The sequence below is a fragment of the Pseudoalteromonas luteoviolacea genome (genome assembly GCF_021654285.1).
Classification (GTDB): Bacteria; Pseudomonadota; Gammaproteobacteria; order Enterobacterales; family Alteromonadaceae; genus Pseudoalteromonas; species Pseudoalteromonas luteoviolacea_J.
Genome location: NZ_JAKFZS010000036.1, coordinates 25,768 through 46,302, shown reverse-complemented (window position 1 = coordinate 46,302; position 20,535 = coordinate 25,768). Strand labels below are relative to the sequence as shown.

The window sequence follows — 20,535 nt, the reverse complement described above, 5'->3', positions numbered from 1 at the left end:
AATGATGGGAGATGTTCGTTACTATTGGTTAGAGAAGAAGTTGCTACCTGCTCGATAGTCATGTATGCCTGTTGTAGAGCGCTTAAAGCCACCTGCAACGGTTGAAGCTTCACCATTTGCTTCGTTGAAGCGCCCACCAAGTACAACCGCTGCTGGGCTGCCTGATTTGTTTTCGCTACCACCTACAACAACTGCATAAGGCGCGTTTGCAGTCGTCTGATTGAATTGACCGCCACTGATTGAAGATGCAAAACCATAAGCAGAGTTGTGTCTTCCTCCTACCACACTCGCAAACTGTGCATATACTCGGTTAGTCTCGCCTCCAGAAATACTGGCCCAAGTTGCATCAGAGTATATGGTGTTGTTGGTTCCACCGAAAATACTGGCATGGTCCGCTTCAACAGTGTGATTGCTCCCAGACATAATTGCTGCGCCATAACCGCTGATGTGGTTATTTGAACCTGCGATGACGCCTGACTTTCCTGTAACAGTGTTATTTTTACCTGTCAAAATGGTACCTGTAGATTGATAGCTATGGCCATCACCTAAAATTACATTGTGTGAGCCTTGACGGTCTAGTTCAGGCGTTTGGCTACCGTAGCGAAGCGTATTGTAGCCTAAGATTAAGTTACCAACACCATTGGCTGTGCTTACATTATTTTTTTCGTGTGTATAGCCCGTGCCATTGGCAATATGCAGGTTGCAACCGTTAATAATTAATGTATTACCAACTTTACTCATGCACTGTAAAATTGCGCGAAGTGCTTGGTCGCTGTCAATTGGGTCGTGGCCATGGTCGTGTGAGTTGGCAAAGGTCACGCTGCTGACTAGTGACAAACTTAATAGGGCAAATGATTTTTTTAAATTCAACATGTTGTTACTCCAAAATAGGTTGTTTTTAGGTTATTTGTCAGAAAAGAAGTAGCCGGCTTGATAGTCGTCATGACCACCAATAGTGCGGCTTAGACCGCCGCCGATGCTTGAAGTAAAGCCATTTGCACGGTTAAACTCGCCGCCAAGGACTGCGCTGAGCTCACCATTTGCTTCGTTGTTTCGGCCACCTGTAATGCTAGAAAGCGGGCCTTCAGTGAAGTTATTCTGGCCACCTAAAATCATAGAGCTTTGACCTTTTGCTATGTTGTTTTCACCCCCATACACGGAAGCGTAGAAGTTTTTAGCCGTATTGCCTTTACCACCTGCAATCAAGGCATAATTATGAAATGGAAGCGTGTTGTTCTGTTGGCCACCTAAAATGGCAGAGAAGGTCGCCTCAGCGGTATTTGATTCACCGCCCCAAATTACACTGTGTGGTCCAGATACATAATTATTCACACCTGCAACGCTAGTTGCATCTGCAAATGCTGAATTATTGTCACCAGCAATCAAGGCACCTGCAGAGTTAAATTGATGTCCATCACCAATAATTAAGTTATGGGAACCCGTTGCAACACGTTGCGAAGGAATCGCTTGGGCATTGTATCCAATGATCACATTGCCTTTGCCATTTTTAGCTGTGTTATCTTCAGAACCATTAATGACTTGCACATCACAGCCACTCACAACCAGGGTATTATCGACTCTTTCTAAACAAGACAGGATATCAATTAAAGCCGTTTGTTCTTGTTCAGTAAGTGTTGCTTGTGCGTTTAAAGAGGCAGCTGATAGCGCAACAACTGCAATTTTTGATAGTATTTTCATGTTCGTTATCCTTAAAGTTCTGTCTTAATTAGTTTTGTTGGTTTAGAGCGTCAGCTCTGTATGGGTCTTGTGAATTGAAAATACCCGCTCGGAACTCATGGTCCTGGGTTGTTTGTCTGTCAGCGCCGCCTGCGATGGTTGAACGGAAACCTTTAGCTGTATTGCGTTGTCCGCCTAAAATAGTGGCTGCTTCTCGTGCTGCGGTGTTGTAACGGCCACCTGCAATAACTGTTTGTTGTACAGTGGCTGTGTTGTTTTGGCCGCCAAGAATGTTGACTTGCAGCGCTTTAACGACTTTGTTATTTACACCACCTGCAATGGTACTGTATTGGCCATCGAGGTCATTACCTTGACCGCCAAGAATAACCATGGCATGAGAAAACTCATCTGAAATTGTGTTGCTATTACCCCCTAAAATGCCGCTTAAAAAAGCTCTGTTTGTATTACCTAAACCACCAGCAATGGTTCCTCTTTCTGCATTTGCCCCTTCAATTAAGCTGCTCGACCCAGCAACCAAGCTTGACGGCGCATGCACGGTATTTTTGGTGCCCGCAATCAAGGATCCAGAGCGTGTGTACGTATGTCCATAGCCTATAACAAGATTGTGCGATCCTGATGTGGTAACAACTGGGGCGAGTGGATTAGAGCCGCCATCGTTGTAGCCAATGATAAGGTTGCCCGTACCATTATTTGATTTAGTTTCCCCGAGACCGTTAGTAATTTGTAAGTTACAACCATGGATATGGATAGTGTCATTAGACTGAGACATACAGCCTAAGATGTTCGATAATTTAGCACGTTGATCAGCATTCAAATGATGCGCGCTGGCTGAGATTGATATGCAGGTTAGCCCAGTTATAATGGCTAGTTTTTTAAATGTGTTCATATTAATTGCTCCAATTTAATATTGTTCTCATCTTGCTTCTAGTGTGCAGATAGCTTGATGAACTGTTTGGTACTTGTTGCTAAGCACTGGAGCCACTTTATCGAGAGTGTGATTCGGATACGTCCGAACTGTTTTAAGAAGACCCTTTTTATTTTAGTTTTCATTAACCTTATGAATATATTAGATTTATTTTATATATATTAAAGTGCATATAAATGTGGACTAGAAAATGAGCCGTTTTCAGGCTGGTCTTGCTGTACTTTTTATGGTTAAAGTAAAGGAGAGGATAAAAAAGGAGAAAATATGGTTATATCTAATATCAAGTATGTAACGTTAGGATGTTTAGTCTCATCCAGCGTATTGGCAGAACCTGTATTTTCGGACTTTAGTGATAAAATAGACATACCAAGTGTCAAACCGGTCATTGTTGAAAATCAAACACAAAGGCAATTTAGCAATTATCTCGATGATACAAAGGCTCAGAAGCACCAGACTTCTATTGGTGCAATATATTCAGCGCTGACGCCAGACGAGCAAATCAAATATAAATATCAGAAAGGCATTTTACGAGAAGCAGTCAAGTTTGAGTCGTTATATGAGTATACTTACAAGGTGAAAGTGTCAGCTAGCAAGGTTGAGCAGCAAACACACTATATATTTTGGGAGTAGAAGAGAGCTCGATAAAAAAAGCGATTTGCTGTTAAGGCCAGTTAAGCAGCAAATCGCATAAAGGTTAGATTAGTTAAATTTAGTCACATCCTTTTTGGATTGGCGTAGTCCACACTCTCACGACAAAGTCATTGTAGTCATTGTCGTTTTGATCTTCCCAGTATTGTTTGTCACCATATACAGTGTAATTAGTGGTTAACTGATTACTGTTTCCGTTGATTGCTAATACATAATTATAACTACTGCCGACTAGCACATCGTAACTACCAGAGCCGCCGTACTCGTCTAGCAGTTTGACATAGCTGCCGTTAACTTTGACGCCCCAATCGTTATTATAACCGGCGCTTTCACTCACGAATTGATAGTTGATACGGGTATATTCGTCTGGAATACACTGTGGGTCATTTTCAAGTACGGTACCTGGTAATGACGCAGAGCCTGTCACATTCTGATCTGCGGTAGCTTGAAGGGTGAATGTTTCGTCGCCTTCATAATCTTGGTCGTCAGTTGTATCAATGACTATATTCGCGGTGGTATCACCGCTCGGGATAGTGATGCTTGTTTGGCTTAGGGCCAAGTCCGCTGAACTGGTCGTACCATGAGTGATACTTAAATCAATAGAGATGTCTTGATAGTAATCATTACTCAAGGTGACTTGATACTCTAGCTGTGCCCCTTCAAAAGCAGAGTCTTTAACAGCTTCCAGTGTAAAAGTTGGAATAGGGTCAGTTTCACACGTTGGCGTAGTGTAACAAGCAACTTCATTGTGCGTGTTCGTGGCTAGATCGTTGAGTCTCACAGGTACAGTCGCCAGTAGGCAAGTGTTACCTGACTGTGGATTCATTTTATAAAGCTTGGAGCGATTCACATGACCATAGTCGTTGATCAGTGTTCGGCTAACTACGACTTCTCCAGCTTGGTTTAACGTCGCACCGGTTGCGGCAGTTAGTGAGTGGTTTGCAAGCTTGGTGACTTCGTATGTAGTTCTATCAATTTGATACACAGATCGACTGGTAATTAGATAGAGGTTACCGTCTTGAATGACTAAGTCTCCCCTAAATTTGCCCTTCAATGAACCTAATGCGCCTAATTCAGTGGCTGCACCAGTATTTTTATTAATTTGATATAGCTTTTTAAAGTCAGTACCAAGTAGGACGTTACTGTCAGGATCAAATACCATACTCAACACTTGTGTGGTTCTGTCAACCACGGTGTGTGAGTTGGTATTAAAGTCGTAATAAGCAAGACGTAAATACTTAAAACGCTGCCCTTCAATAGGTAAGTGCGCCTTTTGCTCTTCAGTGAGGTCTGTTAAGCCACTGATGTCTACTTTGTATTCAATGGGTCTTGGTGCCGAAATGTAATACATACGCTTATCTTCACTGTCATAAGCTAACGCGGAGGCGCTAAATTCGGCAAGGGTTTGTGCATATGCACTATTATTCTGCTCATTTAAGCCAAATAAAATCCCCACATCGCCACGACCAGCATTGATGCCGAATAATTCGCCGTGACAAGTATTTGCAAAGCCAAGGGTGGGCAATGACGCAGTTGCGAGGGTTAAAATGGTTAGTGATGTTTTTAGCATGGTAACAAACTCTGTTCAGTTTATCCTAAGCAAGCTAACACAACACAAAGTAATCACACATCTACATCCTCTGTACGATGTGCATTCTTATTCCTTCGAGACAGACGCATCCATTATTATCTTTGCAATCTCATTATATCATCCTCCCTTATGAACAAAATTACAACAATAAAATACAACTAATGGATTAAAAAAAGCGAGTTTTAACTGTTTTTCTGTGATTCCAAGTAGTTAGGTAGTAGCTCATCAACAATTACTTTTGCAGGGAGTGTATAGCGAACACCTTGGAACATGACAGAAGTGTGTTCATCGATGCCTGTAATACCAGTTAAGGTCCAACCTTCGCCTTTTTCTGGACACAAAACTTTCGTAGTCGGGGGGATCACCTTAAATTCGTCACTTTTTTCCGTCATATTTTTATCTTCACTGGACTTTCAAATAAGATGGGGTAGTTTATACCAAAATAATAAAAAATCGACCCATAAACCAGATGGAACTACGAACAAAAAGGCTGATATTACGCCTCGTTTCTTATAGAGACTGTAACGCGCTGCATAATATTTTAAATGACCCAAAAGTGAGTCACTATAACGACTATGGTACTGACTTATCTTTGCAAGATATCAAGGCCATGATCCAAGGTGATTTAGAGCTTTTTTATCAGGGGGTTGGAGCTCGTTTTGCACTATTAAAGGAGGGGGTTGTAATTGGCTCCATTGGTTTGTTTGACTATCAAGAGTCAACATCAGAAATTTCAATTGGTTATGAACTCGCCCCTGAGCATTGGGGTAATGGGTATATGCGCGAAGCGGCTAGTTGTCTGGTTGATTCATTGACAAACGTACTCCCCAAAGCGCTTATTGAGCAAATTAATGCCAAAGTTGATAAAGAAAATAAAAGAAGTATTAAGTTATTAAAGCATTTGGGGTTTGAGCAAAAGCATAAGCAATATCGCTTACACCTTTGCCAAAATCAATCACAGATGCGTGCCTTATAGGCCTTTTTTGCTAAATAATGTCACGCGATCAGAAACTAGTGTCACAGTAATGTTCTTTGATTCATTTCCCCAAACACAGTTAGTATGCAACGTTTTTTCTTCGCATGAATCTGCTGAACCGAGGACCTTCTCAAGTTCTGCTTTTTCCATACCAACAGATATTTTTTCGTAGTTTTCTATACTGACTTTTGAGCAAGCAGTAAGTGAAAGTAAAGCTGCAATGACTAAAAGTTTTTTCATGCTATTGATCCTGTTAGTGCCTATATTTTCTTATCTGGAAAATAATACCCATTTTAGGGTGGTCTAAATAATGTATATCGCCACTATAAACACGAGTGAACTGAGACATTCTAGCTGATACCAGCTCACCAGTGTCCGACATGTAGCGATAGTCAAAGTTACTCGTCACATATAAGTAGTGGCGAATATGAATTTTCATCGTGCCATCTAGCTCCCACAATGTGTCACCGCCAGATGTTAGGTTGGGCTTTGGCTCGGTACTGAGTAAGCTGATAAAGTTATCGTTACTCGACTCATTATAGATGTAGCTGGCAGGCTCAGCATACTTTTTACCGCCATACACAACAACGTTGGGAGCGCGCTTTTTGCTTTGATCAGGAAAACGCCAACCAGTATGTAAAATAGCTGTATGCCCTTTACGTTCAAGCTTTTTGCGTATTGACTCAAACTTAAGTTGCTCAGGTGCCAACAAATACATAGATTGCATATGTTCAAGAGGCTCACTGACAGGCACAACAGGTAGAACGTCATAGCGCTCTACATAGTTAATGTCGTCATCGCAATACCAAGAGCTTTGGGCTCTAGTAAACTTTTCAGTGACACTGCGTGGGTCATAGTTTGGGTCGCCTGACAAGCAAGACTGATGACCAACATTATTGTAACCCTGCGTGAGTAAATCTAATCGCTTCTCAGTAGGTAACGGTGGTGTTTCAATTGAAAAGTCTTCCCTAATGGTTGACGCATCTTTTTGAGAAAAAGCGATTAACTCAACTTCAAACCAGCGTACTGCAAAAGCAGGCATGGCTGATGTGCTCAATGCTGCTAATAGTCCCCATTTAACGATTGATTGCTTCATGCAACAGCCTTTTTCTGAAAGTCATTCATCATGGCATTAATGAGCTTCAAACGCTCTTGGCCATTTTTTTCTTCTATATTAAAGCGTAGTTTACTCGCGCCTTCCATACGATATATGGCAGGGTTGCTTTGTATCAAGCCGATGATGAACGTCGGGTTAACACTGGTGTTATTACTAAATTCAAAATAGCCACCTTTTGGATTCGCTTCAATTTTCTGTATTCCGATTTGTTGTGCTTTACATTTTAATAGCTGTATTTCGAAAATATTTTTAGCAGCATCTGGTAATAAGCCAAAGCGGTCTATTAGCTCAACCTTTAACTCGTCCAGCTCATTTTCAGAAGACAGAGTAGCAATGCGCTTGTACATGCTCAGGCGAGTATTCACATCATGGATGTAATCATCAGGCAGTAGAGCGGGTAGTTTCAAGTCCACTTCGCTTTGTTGTTGTAACAAGTTTTCAAGCGTTGGCTCTTTGCCATCTTTGAGCGCTTGGACGGCTTGCTCTAGCATTTCCATGTACAAGGTAAATCCAACAGTTTGGATTTGACCGCTTTGGTCGTCACCTAGCAGCTCACCCGCTCCACGGATCTCTAAATCATGCGTTGCAAGTGCAAAACCAGCGCCTAAGTCTTCAAGAGATTCGATAGCTTGTAGTCGTTTTACCGCATCTTTGGTCAAGCTTTGGCTATTTCGAGTGAGTAAATATGCATATGCTTGGTGATGGCTACGACCAACTCGACCACGAAGCTGGTGTAGCTGTGCTAAGCCAAGTTTGTCAGCACGGTCCATAATGATGGTATTCGCAGTTGGAATATCTATACCTGTTTCTATGATGGTGGTACATACCAACACGTTGTGCTTTTGATGGTAAAAGTCACTCATCAAATGCTCGAGCTCGCGTTCGCGCATTTGACCATGTGCAACAGCGATATTGGCTTCTGGTACAAGCGCTGAGATATCCGCTGCGGTTTTTTCGATGGTCTCAACGTTGTTGTGCAGGAAGTAAACCTGACCACCACGTTTGATCTCACGCAAGATGGCTTCACGGATAAGTTCGTCATTGCGCTCACGGACAAAAGTTTTAACTGCCAGTCGTTTTGCTGGTGGCGTTGCTATGATAGATAAATCACGCATACCACTCATCGCCATATTAAGCGTTCTTGGAATTGGCGTTGCTGTCAGCGTTAAAATGTCGACGTCTGCACGAAGCTTTTTAATCTTTTCTTTTTGACGCACACCAAAGCGGTGTTCCTCATCGACAATCAATAAGCCTAAGTCTTTAAACTTTATGTTTTCTTGAATGAGCTTATGGGTGCCAATGACAATGTCAATTTTGCCATCTTCTAAGGCATTTAATGTTTCTTTTTGTTCTTTTGTGCTGTTAAAGCGAGACAATACGCCGACTTCGATAGGCAGATCTGCAAATCGGTCTTTGAAGTTTTCAAAGTGTTGTTGTGCAAGTAGTGTGGTTGGTACTAGAACAGCAACTTGTTTATTGTCGTTTATGGCAACAAAAGCGGCGCGCATGGCGACTTCTGTTTTACCAAAGCCCACGTCACCACATACGAGCCTGTCCATTGCTTGATTAGTTTGCATATCACCAATGACGGCCTCGATAGCGTTGCGCTGATCGTCTGTTTCTTCAAATGGGAAGCTATTGCTGAAATCTCTATATGCGCCACCATCAAGTTTAAATTGATGGCCTGGTTTACTTTGACGCTTAGCGTAAATATCTAATAGTTCAGCGGCGACATCTCGCACTTTTTCAGCGGCTTTGCGCTTGGCTTTCTCCCAAACATCTGAACCTAATTTATGGAGTGGGGCAGAGGCTTCTTCACCGCCAGAATAACGACTCAGCATATGTAAAGATGAAACCGGCACATAAAGTTTGGCATCACCAGAGTAGATAATGGTCACAAACTCTGTGGCAACCCCCGCAGCATCAATGGTTTGCAAACCAAGGTAGCGACCAACACCGTGGTCTAAATGCACAATTGGCTGGCCTTCTTTTAGCTCTGCTAGGTTGCGAATCAGGGCATCTTGTCCTTGCTCGTATTTGTGCTTACGACGTCTGCGTTGGGATACTTTAATCCCCAGTAACTCTTGTTCAGTAATAAGTGATAAAGGCTTCGCGCCATTAAGAAAGACAGATGCTTCAAGCGGACTGACAACCAACCCAACATCTGTACGGCCTTTAGTGAATGCTTCAAAGGACTCGAATTCTTTTAGTTTCAAGCCTGTTGGCTTTAAAAGCGTTAATAATGATTCTCGACGACCATCTGACTCAACACTGAAAAGTACTTTACCTTTTTGTTGTTTTTGTTCAGTGATGTAACTCACAATGGATGAATACGGATCTGCTTGCTTGTGGTCAATACGCACATCATCAATAAGGGCAGAATTAACGTTTGTATGGCCCGCTTTTGTCCCAAGTGATGCTTGGCTTAATCGAATTCTCGGGTAATGTGAAAACGCCTCAAAAAGCGACTCGACATTAAGGTAAAGTTCTTTTGGTTCAAGCAATGGTCTTAATGGATCAACTCTACGGTTTTCGTATCGCTTACTGACATCCGACCAAAAGTCACCAGCGGCGTGCTCGATGTCGCCTAGATGCATGAATACAGCATCTTTTGGTAAATAATCAAAAATGGTCGCCAGCTTGTCATAAAATAACGGTAAGTAGTATTCGATACCTGCTGGCCAATTACCACGTGTTACCTGCATGTAGATGGAGTCTTGTTCAGAGCTTGCTCCAAAGGTTTCGCGGTATTGAATACGAAAACGCTCAATGTCACTGTCGTTGGTTGGAAATTCGTGTGCAGGCAATAAGTCAATTGACTTTATGGTCTCGCTTGAGCGCTGTGTTTCAATGTCAAAAAGACGAATACTATCTAGCTCATCATCAAAAAAGTCTAATCGGTAAGGGTGCTGACTACCCATTGGGTAAAGGTCAATGATAGATCCGCGCACAGCGAATTCACCATGTTCCATCACCTGCTGTACGTTACGATAGCCCGCTTGAGTAAGGGTTTCTTTGAGACCTTGCGCATCTAACGTGTCGCCCACTTTAAACTGCAGAGCATTGCCATAGATAAATTCAGGCGGCGCGGTTCTGAGCATTAATGTTGCAACAGGGATGAGTAGCACCCCCTGTTGCTTTGTGCGTAGCGCATTAAGACTAGCTAAGCGCTGAGAAATAATATCTTGGTGCGGCGAAAAATGGTCATAGGGGAGGGTTTCCCAATCCGGAAAAACCATGACATTGTCTTCACCAAGTAAATAACCGAGTTCAGTTTCTAAGCGAAGTGCACTGGGGGTGTCTGGCGTGACTAACACGACAAGGGATTGATTCTTTTTTACTCCCTCGCTGATAGTAATTGCCAAACTACTACCGAGTAATTGACCCCAATGGATCTTATCCTTTGCTGATTTTACCCAAGGTAGCTCATTCCACTGCACTAATGCCATTCTTAACTCCTAACTACTTAATCTCTGTATATTTTACATAGGTCTTGATAATGATCTATACGTCTATCACGTAAATATGGCCAAATACGGCGAACCGACTCACTGCGGTCTTGATCAATATCGACGACAAGCACTTCTTCTTGATCTTCAGTACCATGAACAAGCAGTTCACCCTGAGGACCGGCGACAAAAGAATTGCCCCAGAATAAGATACCTTCGCTTTGCGCACTTGGATCAGATTCGTGGCCAACTCGGTTCACACTGATAACAGGCACGCCATTAGAAACAGCATGTGCGCGCTGTGCAATCATCCATGCATCACGTTGACGAATCTGCTCATCTTTATCATCACGCGGGTCCCAGCCAATCGCCGTTGGGTAGATAAGCAACTCAGCACCTGCCATGGCCATTAATCTTGCGCCTTCAGGGAACCATTGATCCCAACAAACTAAAACGCCTAGTTTGCCCACTGATGTTTGGATTGGTTCAAAACCTAAATCACCCGGGGTAAAGTAAAATTTTTCATAGAAGCCTGGGTCATCAGGGATATGCATCTTACGATACTTTCCGGCAATGGTACCATCTGACTCAATGACGACTGCGGTATTGTGATATAAGCCCGTTGCTCGTTTTTCAAAAAGCGAGGCGACAATAACAACGTTGAGTTCTTTCGCAAGCGCACAAAATGCATCCGTACTTGGGCCCGGTATGGTTTCAGCTAAGTCGAATAAATCCGTGTCTTCAGTTTGACAGAAATATAGGCTACGGTGAAGCTCTTGTAATACAACTAATTTTGCACCTTGTGCTGCTGCATTTTTAATGCCTGAAATGGACTTTTCGAAGTTACTTTCTAGGTTGTCGCTATTAGCGTGTTGGATTAACGCGACTTTCAAATTATTGTTGCTCATTTGGGTTCCTACTTAAAAAGCCTTGAGGTAGTTGCATTGTGATACAGTGCAAGCTGCCAAATTGATGAATAATTGGCAGGCAGTCAATGCCAATAATGGTTCTTTCAGGATGTGCCTTTTGCAATTGAGTCAGTGCGAGTGCGTCTTTTTCATCCCCATAAATAGGGAGCAACACAGTATCGTTAATGATCAGATAATTCGCATAGGTTGCAGGTAAACGCTCATTCTCATCATTGTATTTAGCACTTGGCCACGGCAAAGGCACTAAGTTATATGGTTCACCTGAAGGAGTGACAAACTCTTTAAGTTGAGACTCCATTGCATTGAGTGCCTGATAATGTTCGTCTTGTTCATCGTCACATTGCACATACACAAGGGTATTATTTGGGGCAAATCTGACTAGCGTATCGATGTGGCTGTCCGTGTCGTCACCAGCAAGGTAGCCATGGTCAACCCACAAAAACGAAGTTGCGCCTAGCTCTTTAGTAAGCTCAGCTTCAACTTGCTGCTTGTTTAGGTGTGGGTTTCGATTTGGATTCAGTAAGCACTCTGATGTGGTTAACAAAACTTTGTGCTCGTTAATCTCGACACCGCCACCTTCTAAAACCAAGTTGACTTGTCGAACTTGGTTACGTTCGTCTGCAATTTGCTGACACATAGCGGCATTGATCTGGGTATCTAAATCACTTTCGTATTTGTTTCCCCAGCCGTTAAAGATGAAGTCTTTAATACTGAGTTCACCGCTTATATTGACTGTAGTAAGCGGGCCATGATCACGTGCCCAAGTATCGTTGCAAGGCGCATCAACAAATACGATTTGTTGCATATCTACGCTGGCATCAATCAGTAGGGTGGTAATATGGTTTTTAAGCGCTTCGTCGTGGGCAACGATAACCACTTTTTGAACCTGTGATATTTGCTGACATAGGGCGATATAAACAGGCTCAACTTGCTCAAGAATATCAGCCCAGTCAGTATTTTTGTGCGGCCATGTGACCATCACCGCATCTTGCGGTGACCATTCAGGTAATAACGTAAAACTCATGACGATAATAGATTTTTAATTGCTAGGGGCTAAGTGTATCACTGCACGGCGCTGTGTCAGCTATTTTGATCACTTTCGGTGTCTGATTGACGCTTTTTTAATTGCCTTGTTTGTGCATGTAAGCTGGCTCGAACTAATAGCTCTTGATCTGTGTCTCTAATTTGAGTGAAAGCTAGGGTATATTGAAGTGCATCATCATCTTGTTTTGAAATCTCAATCACTTGGCTATAGCAAAAAATGGCACTGGCTTCATATTGCAAAAAAACTTTAGTTCTAAAGTTTTGTCCTATTTGAAATTGCTCATTGGTCGTGACCTTGATCCCACCACCGCCATAACTGTCGCAATAGCTGGTTTCATCTTCAGGTTGTTCATTGGCAAGAATGTGGCTCATGATGAGGTCAATTTTTCTCGATTGAGCTTGAAGGTAAGCAGCTAAGTCTGAAGCAACATCACCTAGATTTCTTAAAGGTCTGAGTGCGTTTAAATCTAGCTCATTAATTTCATTAGCTAACCTGAACAAGGGAGGTATTGCGGCTTCAAGCTGAGCTTGGTTTTTAGGCACCATGTTTTCATCAACAGGGAATAAGTTGATTTGGTTTGCTTCGTCTATTTGAAAATATTGGTCAAAGTTTTCTTTTAAGTTCGTTTGCATTTATGTATGCCGATATTAATGTGGCTAGAGTAGCTATACCTTTATTCTCGCCACTCTAGCCATTTAAATCAAGATGTTAACTAATTTATACTTTAAATTGCTCTAACATATCCTCTTGTTTTGCGATTTTATCAACTTGTGACTTCATGGTGTGATCCACCACTTTCGCTTCATCGACAACGGTATTTGATAGGTTTCGTATCTCAGACGCATTGTGATCGACTGCTTCTACCACTGTTTTTTGCTCTTCCAACATGCTGGCAATATTTACATTTAGCTCAACAATGTTGTTAATTGACTCGCGAATGGCATGGAGGGCATCTTTTGTTTCTTCCGCTTTGACAACGGTCTTTTCAACAATAGTTTGACTCTGCTTCATAACCCCTACAGCATTTTCAGCGCCAGATTGAAGTTGGTCGATCATAGACTTAATTTCTGTGGTGGCCTCTTGTGTGCGCTGGGCTAAGGTTCTCACTTCATCTGCCACCACAGCAAAGCCTCTGCCAGACTCACCGGCTCTGGCAGCCTCGATTGCGGCGTTAAGAGCGAGTAGGTTTGTTTGCTCTGCAATACCATTAATGACAGAAAGTATCTGCTCAATTCCAGACGAAGATACTTCTAGTTCATTGACGACTTCTACAGCACGTTCAATTTGTGATGAAAGCTCACTGATGGAGCTAGTTGATTGCACGACTATGCTCTCACCATCTTTTGCCAAACCGTCAGTAGTCTTAATTGCGTCAGCAGCAAGTTGTGCTGTACTTGCAACCTGTTGCTCTGTATTGGACATATTGGCAGTCGAGTTGACTAGTTCATTAAGTGCCTCAAGCTGTCTTTGTATGGCTTGCGTTGCGTGATTAGCACCGGCAGATGTTTGCTTGGCATCGTCGAGTACTTCGTGTCCTAAAGTTTGAATTTCGGCAATGATGTTTTGCAGTCGAGAGGTAAATAAATTGAAGTTTTCTGCTAAGTCCGAAAACTCCGGTTCACTCGAAGCTTGCAACCGAACTGTAAGGTCTGCGTTACCCCTGGCGATATTAGACATCGCAGCGTTAATCGCTTCAAGTGGTTTTAATAAGATATTAATGACGTAAGATAAGGCTAAGAAGCTGGCAATAACTGCGATGATAGAGACGACTGTTGCGTTGTAGGTGAGCGTTTCCATAGCAGAAAACACTTTTTCTTTTTCGAGGGCGACACCGACGTACCAATCATATCCTTCAACTGCTTTAAACATAACAAGATAGGTGATCCCGTCAATTTCAATTTCCTGTGATGATTCCCTGACAACTGTGTTACCTAAAAAGTTACGTGCAGGTTGGCCATTTAGCGATACATCTGGATGAGAAATGGTGCTGCCGTTGGAGCTCACCATAAACGAAAAACCGGCATCAAATAAATTAAATGAATTAATCATGTTGCCCAGTTTCGCAAGGCTGACATCATAAAAGATGGCGCCGTGAAATTGGCTGCCTTTAAATACCGGTGCACCAATTGACACAACAATCTCACCACTGACGGCATCCGCATACGGATCTGTCACGACTAAATTCTTTGCCGCCTTTGCATCTTTATACCAAGGGCGAACTCTTGGGTCCCATGTCGAACCAGGGTTCCAGTTTGGGTCGCTTGCCACATATTTACCTGAACTTTCTTCACCGTAGCCGATGAGTAAAAACTCAGAGGTTAGCTTGGGCTGAGAAATCATAGGCCGTGCCTTTTCAAGGCCATCGACCTGAGCGACTAGCCCTGTAGTAAGCGCTGCAAGGTTCATAGCGCCCTGCATTTGAGCTGTGACAGTATTACTGATCCCTTGGATCACTTCTTCCATACTGTGAGTGACTTGTTCTTCTAAGTTTTCTTTAAGCAGGAAGTATTGCTTGACCGACAGTAAAAATAAGGCAAGCACTAAAACACTCGCAGAAACGGCGACTACTTTATATTTAAACTTCACTGAACGTCTCCCAGATGTGAGCTTATTATTAAAGGTAAATCATAAGCGAATAGTTGCAATGATTTACGGTAGTTTAATGGTTTTATTTACAATTTAGCATCAAAACTTCAAAATAAAGTACGTTATGTTGACTCCAAAGTACTATATAACTCATCCAGTTCTTCTTCAGACATATTCACAAAATCTAATACTTCATCACTAATCGCCTGCCATTCATGATCGTTCTCGATGGTGGCGGTATTTTTGAATAGAAAATTACCGTGACGAGCAAGCTTTAAAACTGAAAGAAGTTCCAAAGCAATACCGTCTAGCTCGCCAGAGCGGAATATGCCATTGGCATCATGTTGGTAATAGATGACGTTGATCATAGGTTTTGGCAACTTCCATTGCTGCGCAAGTAGTGCGCCTATGGTGGCGTGGCTAGTATTGTATTTACCAAATTCAAACTCAGTCGCTTTGCTCCAACCATGGGTTTTCGCAACGTCTATCACCTCGATGTAATCATCAAAATGTACACACAATAAAGGGATCCCAACGGTATGGAATAACCCAAGCATGTAAGCATGGTTCGATAAACCGGGTTTGTTTAACTTCAAGCAGAGCGTTGAGCAAAGCTGCGCAATATCGCTTTGATCTTGCCAAAAGTTTTCTAAAGCTGGTGGCGTTTCAACAGTCGCCTTAACAGCAACCGCTTTAACAAGCGGTATTAAACGCTTCAGGCCAAGGATCATGATGGCTTGTTCAAGAGATTCAATTTCTTTACTACGGCGAAAGGCTGCTGAGTTGACGACTTGGAGTATTGCGGCGCTGATGGCAACGTCACTTTGTAAAATTTGGGTGATTTTATTGATGTTTGGTTCAGGGGATTTTGTTTCTTGTGAAAATTGAACAAGTGCTTCGGGTCTTGGCGGGATGGATATAGACCTGAGGATCTGTTTTTCTTGTTGGGTTAAAGATATGGCCATAACTTCTCGCTCACTGCATTATCTTACATTGATAAGAATAGCCAAGAATTGTAAAAACGAGAAAAATAGAAAGGGGATGGGAGGGAACAATTGATTTAAAATCAAAAAGGCCCGCGAAAAGCAGGCCTTTTAAATATTCAATGCTGTTTGCGATTATGCGTTTTCAACAGCTGAACGTGGCTCAACAAATTCCATATTGAAACCTTCAGCAACTTCTTTACAAGTTACTTGGCCCTTAAGAACGTTAAGACCGTTTAAGAAGTGTTCATCAGAAAGAAGCGCTTCTTTGTAGCCTAGGTTCGCAAGCTTGATGATGTACGGCAGAGTTGCGTTGTTAAGTGCAAATGTAGAAGTGCGAGGAACTGCACCTGGCATGTTAGCAACACAGTAGTGAACAACATCGTCAACGATGTAAGTTGGCTCTGCGTGTGTAGTCGCTTTAGAAGTCGCGATACAACCACCTTGGTCGATTGCAACGTCAACGATTGCAGCGCCAGGCTTCATCGCTTTGATGTGTGCTTCAGTTACTAGCTTAGGAGCAGCAGCACCAGGAATTAGTACACCACCGATCACAAGGTCAGCTTCAACAACGTGCTTCTCTAGTGCATCAACTGTTGAGTAGATAACTTTTGCTTGGCTACCGAACTGAGCGTTAAGGCTACGTAGTACGTCGATGTTACGGTCAAGGATAGTAACGTCAGCACCCATACCAACAGCCATTTGCGCTGCGTTGCGGCCAACCATACCACCACCGATAACAACAACTTTAGCCGGCTCAACACCAGGTACGCCACCTAGTAGCATGCCGCGACCTAGGTTTGATTTTTCAAGCGCCTGAGCACCTGCTTGAATAGACATACGGCCAGCAACTTCTGACATTGGCGCTAGAAGTGGAAGACCACCACGCGAGTCAGTTACAGTTTCGTATGCAATACAAATTGCGCCGCTCTTAATTAGATCCTCAGTTTGTGGAAGATCTGGTGCTAGGTGAAGGTAAGTGAAAAGAATTTGGTCTTCACGTAACATTGCACGCTCAACAGCTTGTGGCTCTTTTACCTTAACAATCATTTCAGCTTTAGCGAAAACGTCTGCAGCTGTAGGTAAAATTTCAGCACCCGCTTGGATATAATCTTCGTCAGTGAAACCAATGCCGATACCTGCATTTGTTTCAACAATAACCTGGTGGCCGTGGTTAATTAGTTCACGAACACTTGCTGGAACCATACCAACACGGTACTCGTGGTTTTTAATCTCTTTAGGTACACCAATAATCATAATAAATCGCCTCAAATAAGAACGGATAACATTTTTGACTATTATAATTATGCAAAGCTAGTGTGTCCTACCTTTTTTGTGGTAATTTAAAGATGAATTGACTATAAACTTTATAAAAATAGGATAAAACACTTTTCATGCATACTCAGCTAGATAGAACTGATAGAAAAATTTTAGTCGAATTACAAAAAGACGGAAGAATTTCTAATGTTGAATTAGCCAAACGAATTGGATTAAGTGCAACACCTTGTCTAGAAAGGGTAAAAAAACTAGAGCGAGAAGGGTTCATAAAAGGATACAAAGCAGTAGTTGACCCAGTTAAGCTTGGCCAGGGGCTACTGGTATTCGTTGAAGTGACCATCAATAAAAACTCGCCAGATGTTTTTGAGCGCTTCAACGAGGCGGTAAAACAACATGATGAAATCATTGAATGTCACCTAGTCTCTGGAAATTTCGACTTTTTACTAAAAACCCGTGTAACGGACATGTCAGAATATCGAGGTGTGCTGGGGGAAATCTTGCTTAAATTACCGAATATTAATGAAAGTCGTACTTATGTTGTTATGGAAGAGGTAAAAGGGGAGGAGGGAGAGATTATAAAACCTTGTGCACCTTAAAGAATTTCTTGATATGGTGTAACCTATAATAGAAGTTTACAACAAAAGATAAATACAGGTTGAATGTAATGCGCTTAAATGGTGTTCAGCGCCTACTAGAAACGGGACTTATTGTTAGCACAGCTGCTGCAATTTTTACGCTTTGCGCCTTAGTTTCATTTGATCCAGCCGATCCGGCGTGGACACAAGCGGGTGAGTTTGTACAAGTCAATAATATCACAGGTGCAGCAGGCGCTTGGGTTGCTGACATTTTATTATTGAGTTTTGGTTGGCTTGCCTTTTGGGTACCAGCTGCAATGCAGCTGTTTGGTTATGTGTTATTTAAAAAGCCTCACAAAATTTTGCAGCTCGACTACACAACGCTTGGCTTAAGGATTATCGGCGCAACGCTCTTAATCGCGTCTTCAAGTGCCATCAGCAGTATCAATTTTGATGATATATACACCTTTTCTTCAGGCGGAGTAGTGGGAGATGTTGTGGCCGGCGCGATGATGCCAGCATTCAACTTCACAGGCACCTCAATTCTACTTTTGTGCTTTTTCTTTGCGGGTGTTACCTTGCTCACCGGAGTTTCGTGGGTTGAAGCGGTTGATTATTTAGGTGAAAAAGTCGTTCAATTTGTGAAGTTTTTATTTAGAAAAGCGACTACAAGAACACCTAAATCCGAGCAAACCTCTGCACAAGTCATTGCAGCTGAAACTGAGCAACCACCTGAAGTAGAACAAAAGGGAAGTATCGATGCCAGAGAGCAAATTGAAGAAAGTGAGCGCGCTCAAAAAGAGCCTGAGGTAGTTGTAGAAGAGGCTAAAGAATCTGATGAATTACAAGCTGAAAAACCGCTAAAATTAAAAGATAAGTTGTTTTCAGTTGTTGGCCGTAAAGACAACAACGAGCAGATGTCTCCTAAAAATGTTGAGCCTGTATTTGAGCAAAAGCAGGAATTTAACGATGCGGTTTCTGCAGATGTTTTTGATGAACTTGATCATATTCTTGAGCAAGAAATTAATTTCTCTGCTATTGATGATGAGTCACTCGATACGGTTGCTGCCCTTAATGCGTTGGACGATGCCGCAGTGAAAGAAGAGCCTGTGACTAAAGTGGTATCGCCAGCAAGGCCAATTAAAAAGCCAACGCCAAGCTCTGAGCAGAAGCCAGCTTACCAACCGCCACCTTCTGCAAAAGAGCAGTTTGAGGCTTTGTTAGAAGCGCAGCCACCTAAAGACCCGCTACCATCTCTTGATTTACTTGATAGACCAGATAAAGCAGAGAACCCAATTACTAAAGAAGAATTAGACTCTGTATCACGCCTTGTTGAAGCCAAATTATTGGACTTTAACATTCAAGCCGCAGTTGTAGGGGTTTACCCGGGTCCTGTCGTTACGCGTTTTGAGCTCGACCTTGCACCAGGTATTAAAGTGGCCAAAATTACTGGTCTTGCAAAAGATTTGGCGCGTTCACTGTCAGCAGTAAGTGTACGAGTTGTTGAAGTTATCCCTGGTAAAACCTATGTCGGATTGGAGCTACCGAATAAAAACCGCGAAATAGTGAGGCTTTCAGAGGTCATTAACGCCCCTAAATTTGAGCAAAATCCTTCACCATTAACCATGGTTTTAGGTAAAGACATTGCAGGCGAACCAGTTGTGGCTGACCTTGCAAAAATGCCACATTTATTGGTAGCTGGTACAACCGGCTCCGGTAAGTCAGTTGGCGTTAATGTTATGATATTAAGCTTACTGTATAAGTCACCGCCTGAAGACGTTCGTATGATCATGATAGACCCTAAAATGTTGGAGCTATCAGTGTATGAAGGCATTCCACACTTGCTGTGTGAAGTTGTGACAGATATGAAAGAAGCTGCCAATGCACTTAGATGGTGCGTAGGGGAAATGGAACGTCGCTATAAGTTAATGTCTGCATTAGGTGTCAGAAACTTAAAAGGCTACAACCAGAAAGTCACAGCAGCTAAAGAATCTGGGCATCCTATTTTAGATCCATTATTTAAAGATACGGATGGTATGGCTGATGGGCCAGAGGAGCTAGATAAGCTACCAAGTATTGTGGTCGTTATCGATGAATTTGCAGACATGATGATGATTGTTGGTAAAAAAGTTGAAGAGCTCATTGCGCGTATCGCTCAAAAAGCACGTGCAGCGGGGATACACCTTGTATTGGCAACACAAAGACCGTCAGTTGATGTTATAACAGGCTTGATTAAGGCAAATATACCGACACGAATGGCGTTCCAAGTTTCAAGTAAAATTGACTCGCGCACCATACTAGATCAGCAAGGTGCAGAGAACTTATTAGGTATGGGTGATATGCTCTACTTACCACCTGGCACGAGTGTACCGATCCGTGTTCATGGTGCGTTTGTAGATGACCATGAAGTACATGCCGTTGTGAATGATTGGAAAGCGCGTGGTAAGCCAAACTACATCGAAGATATTTTATGTGGTGAGGCAACGGAAGAAATTTTATTACCTGGCGAGCAGCCTGAAGGTGCTGACGATGAGTCTGATCCGCTCTACGATGAAGCCGTTGGCTTTGTTATTGAAACTGGTAAGGTATCGGTTTCAAGTGTGCAACGAAAATTAAGAGTTGGATATAACCGAGCAGCACGTTTAGTTGAACAGATGGAGATGTCAGGTGTTGTAAGTGTGCCAGGTCATAATGGCGCGCGAGAAGTATTAGTACCGAAAGGTGGAGCAAATTAA

Annotated in this window: 18 protein-coding genes; 4 read left to right on the top strand and 14 right to left on the bottom strand. The window is 42.5% G+C overall.

Features of this window, described 5'->3' with window-relative positions; all coding sequences use genetic code 11:
• Positions 1-21: 21 nt before the first annotated feature.
• Genes L1077_RS23830 through L1077_RS23820 form a run of 3 tightly spaced genes read right to left on the bottom strand, consistent with a single transcriptional unit; the run spans position 22 to position 2,584 of the window.
• Positions 22-873, bottom strand: a complete 852-nt coding sequence (locus L1077_RS23830) for a hypothetical protein (RefSeq protein ID WP_237139311.1) — start codon at positions 871-873, stop codon at positions 22-24.
• Between the two features lie 30 nt (positions 874-903).
• Complete coding sequence (locus L1077_RS23825; protein WP_237139310.1) at positions 904-1,698, bottom strand: hypothetical protein; 795 nt, start codon at positions 1,696-1,698, stop codon at positions 904-906.
• Positions 1,699-1,726: 28 nt separating this feature from the next.
• Positions 1,727-2,584, bottom strand: a complete 858-nt coding sequence (locus L1077_RS23820; protein WP_237139309.1) for a hypothetical protein — start codon at positions 2,582-2,584, stop codon at positions 1,727-1,729.
• Positions 2,585-2,887: 303 nt separating this feature from the next.
• Between L1077_RS23820 and L1077_RS23815 the strand changes: the two genes are divergently transcribed.
• Positions 2,888-3,253: a hypothetical protein gene (locus L1077_RS23815; RefSeq protein ID WP_237139308.1), complete on the top strand. Its 366-nt coding sequence runs from the start codon at positions 2,888-2,890 to the stop codon at positions 3,251-3,253.
• 79 nt (positions 3,254-3,332) lie between these two features.
• Here L1077_RS23815 and L1077_RS23810 read toward each other — a convergent pair whose 3' ends face one another.
• Both L1077_RS23810 and L1077_RS23805 read right to left on the bottom strand, forming a co-directional pair.
• Positions 3,333-4,841, bottom strand: a complete 1,509-nt coding sequence (locus L1077_RS23810; protein ID WP_237139307.1) for a hemolysin — start codon at positions 4,839-4,841, stop codon at positions 3,333-3,335.
• 203 nt (positions 4,842-5,044) lie between these two features.
• Positions 5,045-5,254: a hypothetical protein gene (locus L1077_RS23805; RefSeq protein ID WP_237139306.1), complete on the bottom strand. Its 210-nt coding sequence runs from the start codon at positions 5,252-5,254 to the stop codon at positions 5,045-5,047.
• 77 nt (positions 5,255-5,331) lie between these two features.
• On the opposite strand from L1077_RS23805, the gene L1077_RS23800 reads away from it, so the two are divergent.
• Complete coding sequence (locus L1077_RS23800; RefSeq protein WP_237139305.1) at positions 5,332-5,838, top strand: GNAT family N-acetyltransferase; 507 nt, start codon at positions 5,332-5,334, stop codon at positions 5,836-5,838.
• On the opposite strand, the gene L1077_RS23795 is transcribed toward L1077_RS23800, so the two are convergent.
• The 9 genes from L1077_RS23795 to ald all read right to left on the bottom strand — a co-directional run bounded on the left by L1077_RS23795 (position 5,833) and on the right by ald (position 17,204).
• Positions 5,833-6,078: a hypothetical protein gene (locus L1077_RS23795; RefSeq protein ID WP_063360098.1), complete on the bottom strand. Its 246-nt coding sequence runs from the start codon at positions 6,076-6,078 to the stop codon at positions 5,833-5,835. The two genes, L1077_RS23800 and L1077_RS23795, sit on opposite strands and share 6 nt — an antisense overlap.
• Before the next feature lie 13 nt (positions 6,079-6,091).
• Positions 6,092-6,934, bottom strand: coding sequence for a CsiV family protein (locus tag L1077_RS23790; RefSeq protein ID WP_237139304.1), 843 nt, complete (start codon positions 6,932-6,934; stop codon positions 6,092-6,094).
• Positions 6,931-10,404, bottom strand: a complete 3,474-nt coding sequence (gene mfd / locus L1077_RS23785; protein ID WP_237139303.1) for a transcription-repair coupling factor — start codon at positions 10,402-10,404, stop codon at positions 6,931-6,933. Before mfd ends, L1077_RS23790 begins: the two co-directional genes overlap by 4 nt.
• Before the next feature lie 17 nt (positions 10,405-10,421).
• Entirely contained in the window at positions 10,422-11,312 is an 891-nt protein-coding gene (locus tag L1077_RS23780; RefSeq protein WP_046355559.1) for a carbon-nitrogen hydrolase, read from the bottom strand.
• Entirely contained in the window at positions 11,299-12,357 is a 1,059-nt protein-coding gene (locus L1077_RS23775) for an agmatine deiminase family protein (RefSeq protein WP_237139302.1), read from the bottom strand. Before L1077_RS23775 ends, L1077_RS23780 begins: the two co-directional genes overlap by 14 nt.
• A 56-nt stretch (positions 12,358-12,413) precedes the next feature.
• Positions 12,414-13,010, bottom strand: a complete 597-nt coding sequence (locus tag L1077_RS23770) for a PilZ domain-containing protein (protein WP_063360094.1) — start codon at positions 13,008-13,010, stop codon at positions 12,414-12,416.
• Between the two features lie 85 nt (positions 13,011-13,095).
• Positions 13,096-14,964: a methyl-accepting chemotaxis protein gene (locus L1077_RS23765; RefSeq protein WP_237139301.1), complete on the bottom strand. Its 1,869-nt coding sequence runs from the start codon at positions 14,962-14,964 to the stop codon at positions 13,096-13,098.
• 122 nt (positions 14,965-15,086) lie between these two features.
• On the bottom strand, positions 15,087-15,929 hold the full coding sequence (locus tag L1077_RS23760) for an HDOD domain-containing protein (protein ID WP_237139300.1): 843 nt from the start codon (positions 15,927-15,929) through the stop codon (positions 15,087-15,089).
• A 153-nt stretch (positions 15,930-16,082) separates the two neighbouring features.
• The gene (gene ald / locus L1077_RS23755) at positions 16,083-17,204 is read right to left on the bottom strand and encodes an alanine dehydrogenase (protein WP_039609996.1); all 1,122 of its coding nucleotides are present in this window, start codon (positions 17,202-17,204) and stop codon (positions 16,083-16,085) included.
• A gap of 137 nt (positions 17,205-17,341) precedes the next feature.
• Between ald and lrp the strand changes: the two genes are divergently transcribed.
• Both lrp and L1077_RS23745 read left to right on the top strand, forming a co-directional pair.
• Entirely contained in the window at positions 17,342-17,821 is a 480-nt protein-coding gene (gene lrp / locus L1077_RS23750) for a leucine-responsive transcriptional regulator Lrp (protein WP_039609997.1), read from the top strand.
• A 68-nt stretch (positions 17,822-17,889) separates the two neighbouring features.
• On the top strand, positions 17,890-20,535 hold the full coding sequence (locus L1077_RS23745; RefSeq protein ID WP_237139299.1) for a DNA translocase FtsK: 2,646 nt from the start codon (positions 17,890-17,892) through the stop codon (positions 20,533-20,535).

Bases quoted from the DNA above. Each gene is read 5' to 3' on its own strand.
- L1077_RS23830 (WP_237139311.1), bottom strand. From the start codon at position 873: ATGTTGAATTTAAAAAAATCATTTGCCCTATTAAGTTTGTCACTAGTC.
- L1077_RS23825 (WP_237139310.1), bottom strand. From the start codon at position 1,698: ATGAAAATACTATCAAAAATTGCAGTTGTTGCGCTATCAGCTGCCTCT.
- L1077_RS23820 (WP_237139309.1), bottom strand. From the start codon at position 2,584: ATGAACACATTTAAAAAACTAGCCATTATAACTGGGCTAACCTGCATA.
- L1077_RS23815 (WP_237139308.1), top strand. From the start codon at position 2,888: ATGGTTATATCTAATATCAAGTATGTAACGTTAGGATGTTTAGTCTCA.
- L1077_RS23810 (WP_237139307.1), bottom strand. From the start codon at position 4,841: ATGCTAAAAACATCACTAACCATTTTAACCCTCGCAACTGCGTCATTG.
- L1077_RS23805 (WP_237139306.1), bottom strand. From the start codon at position 5,254: ATGACGGAAAAAAGTGACGAATTTAAGGTGATCCCCCCGACTACGAAA.
- L1077_RS23800 (WP_237139305.1), top strand. From the start codon at position 5,332: ATGGAACTACGAACAAAAAGGCTGATATTACGCCTCGTTTCTTATAGA.
- L1077_RS23795 (WP_063360098.1), bottom strand. From the start codon at position 6,078: ATGAAAAAACTTTTAGTCATTGCAGCTTTACTTTCACTTACTGCTTGC.
- L1077_RS23790 (WP_237139304.1), bottom strand. From the start codon at position 6,934: ATGAAGCAATCAATCGTTAAATGGGGACTATTAGCAGCATTGAGCACA.
- mfd (WP_237139303.1), bottom strand. From the start codon at position 10,404: ATGGCATTAGTGCAGTGGAATGAGCTACCTTGGGTAAAATCAGCAAAG.
- L1077_RS23780 (WP_046355559.1), bottom strand. From the start codon at position 11,312: ATGAGCAACAATAATTTGAAAGTCGCGTTAATCCAACACGCTAATAGC.
- L1077_RS23775 (WP_237139302.1), bottom strand. From the start codon at position 12,357: ATGAGTTTTACGTTATTACCTGAATGGTCACCGCAAGATGCGGTGATG.
- L1077_RS23770 (WP_063360094.1), bottom strand. From the start codon at position 13,010: ATGCAAACGAACTTAAAAGAAAACTTTGACCAATATTTTCAAATAGAC.
- L1077_RS23760 (WP_237139300.1), bottom strand. From the start codon at position 15,929: ATGGCCATATCTTTAACCCAACAAGAAAAACAGATCCTCAGGTCTATA.
- ald (WP_039609996.1), bottom strand. From the start codon at position 17,204: ATGATTATTGGTGTACCTAAAGAGATTAAAAACCACGAGTACCGTGTT.
- lrp (WP_039609997.1), top strand. From the start codon at position 17,342: ATGCATACTCAGCTAGATAGAACTGATAGAAAAATTTTAGTCGAATTA.
- L1077_RS23745 (WP_237139299.1), top strand. From the start codon at position 17,890: ATGCGCTTAAATGGTGTTCAGCGCCTACTAGAAACGGGACTTATTGTT.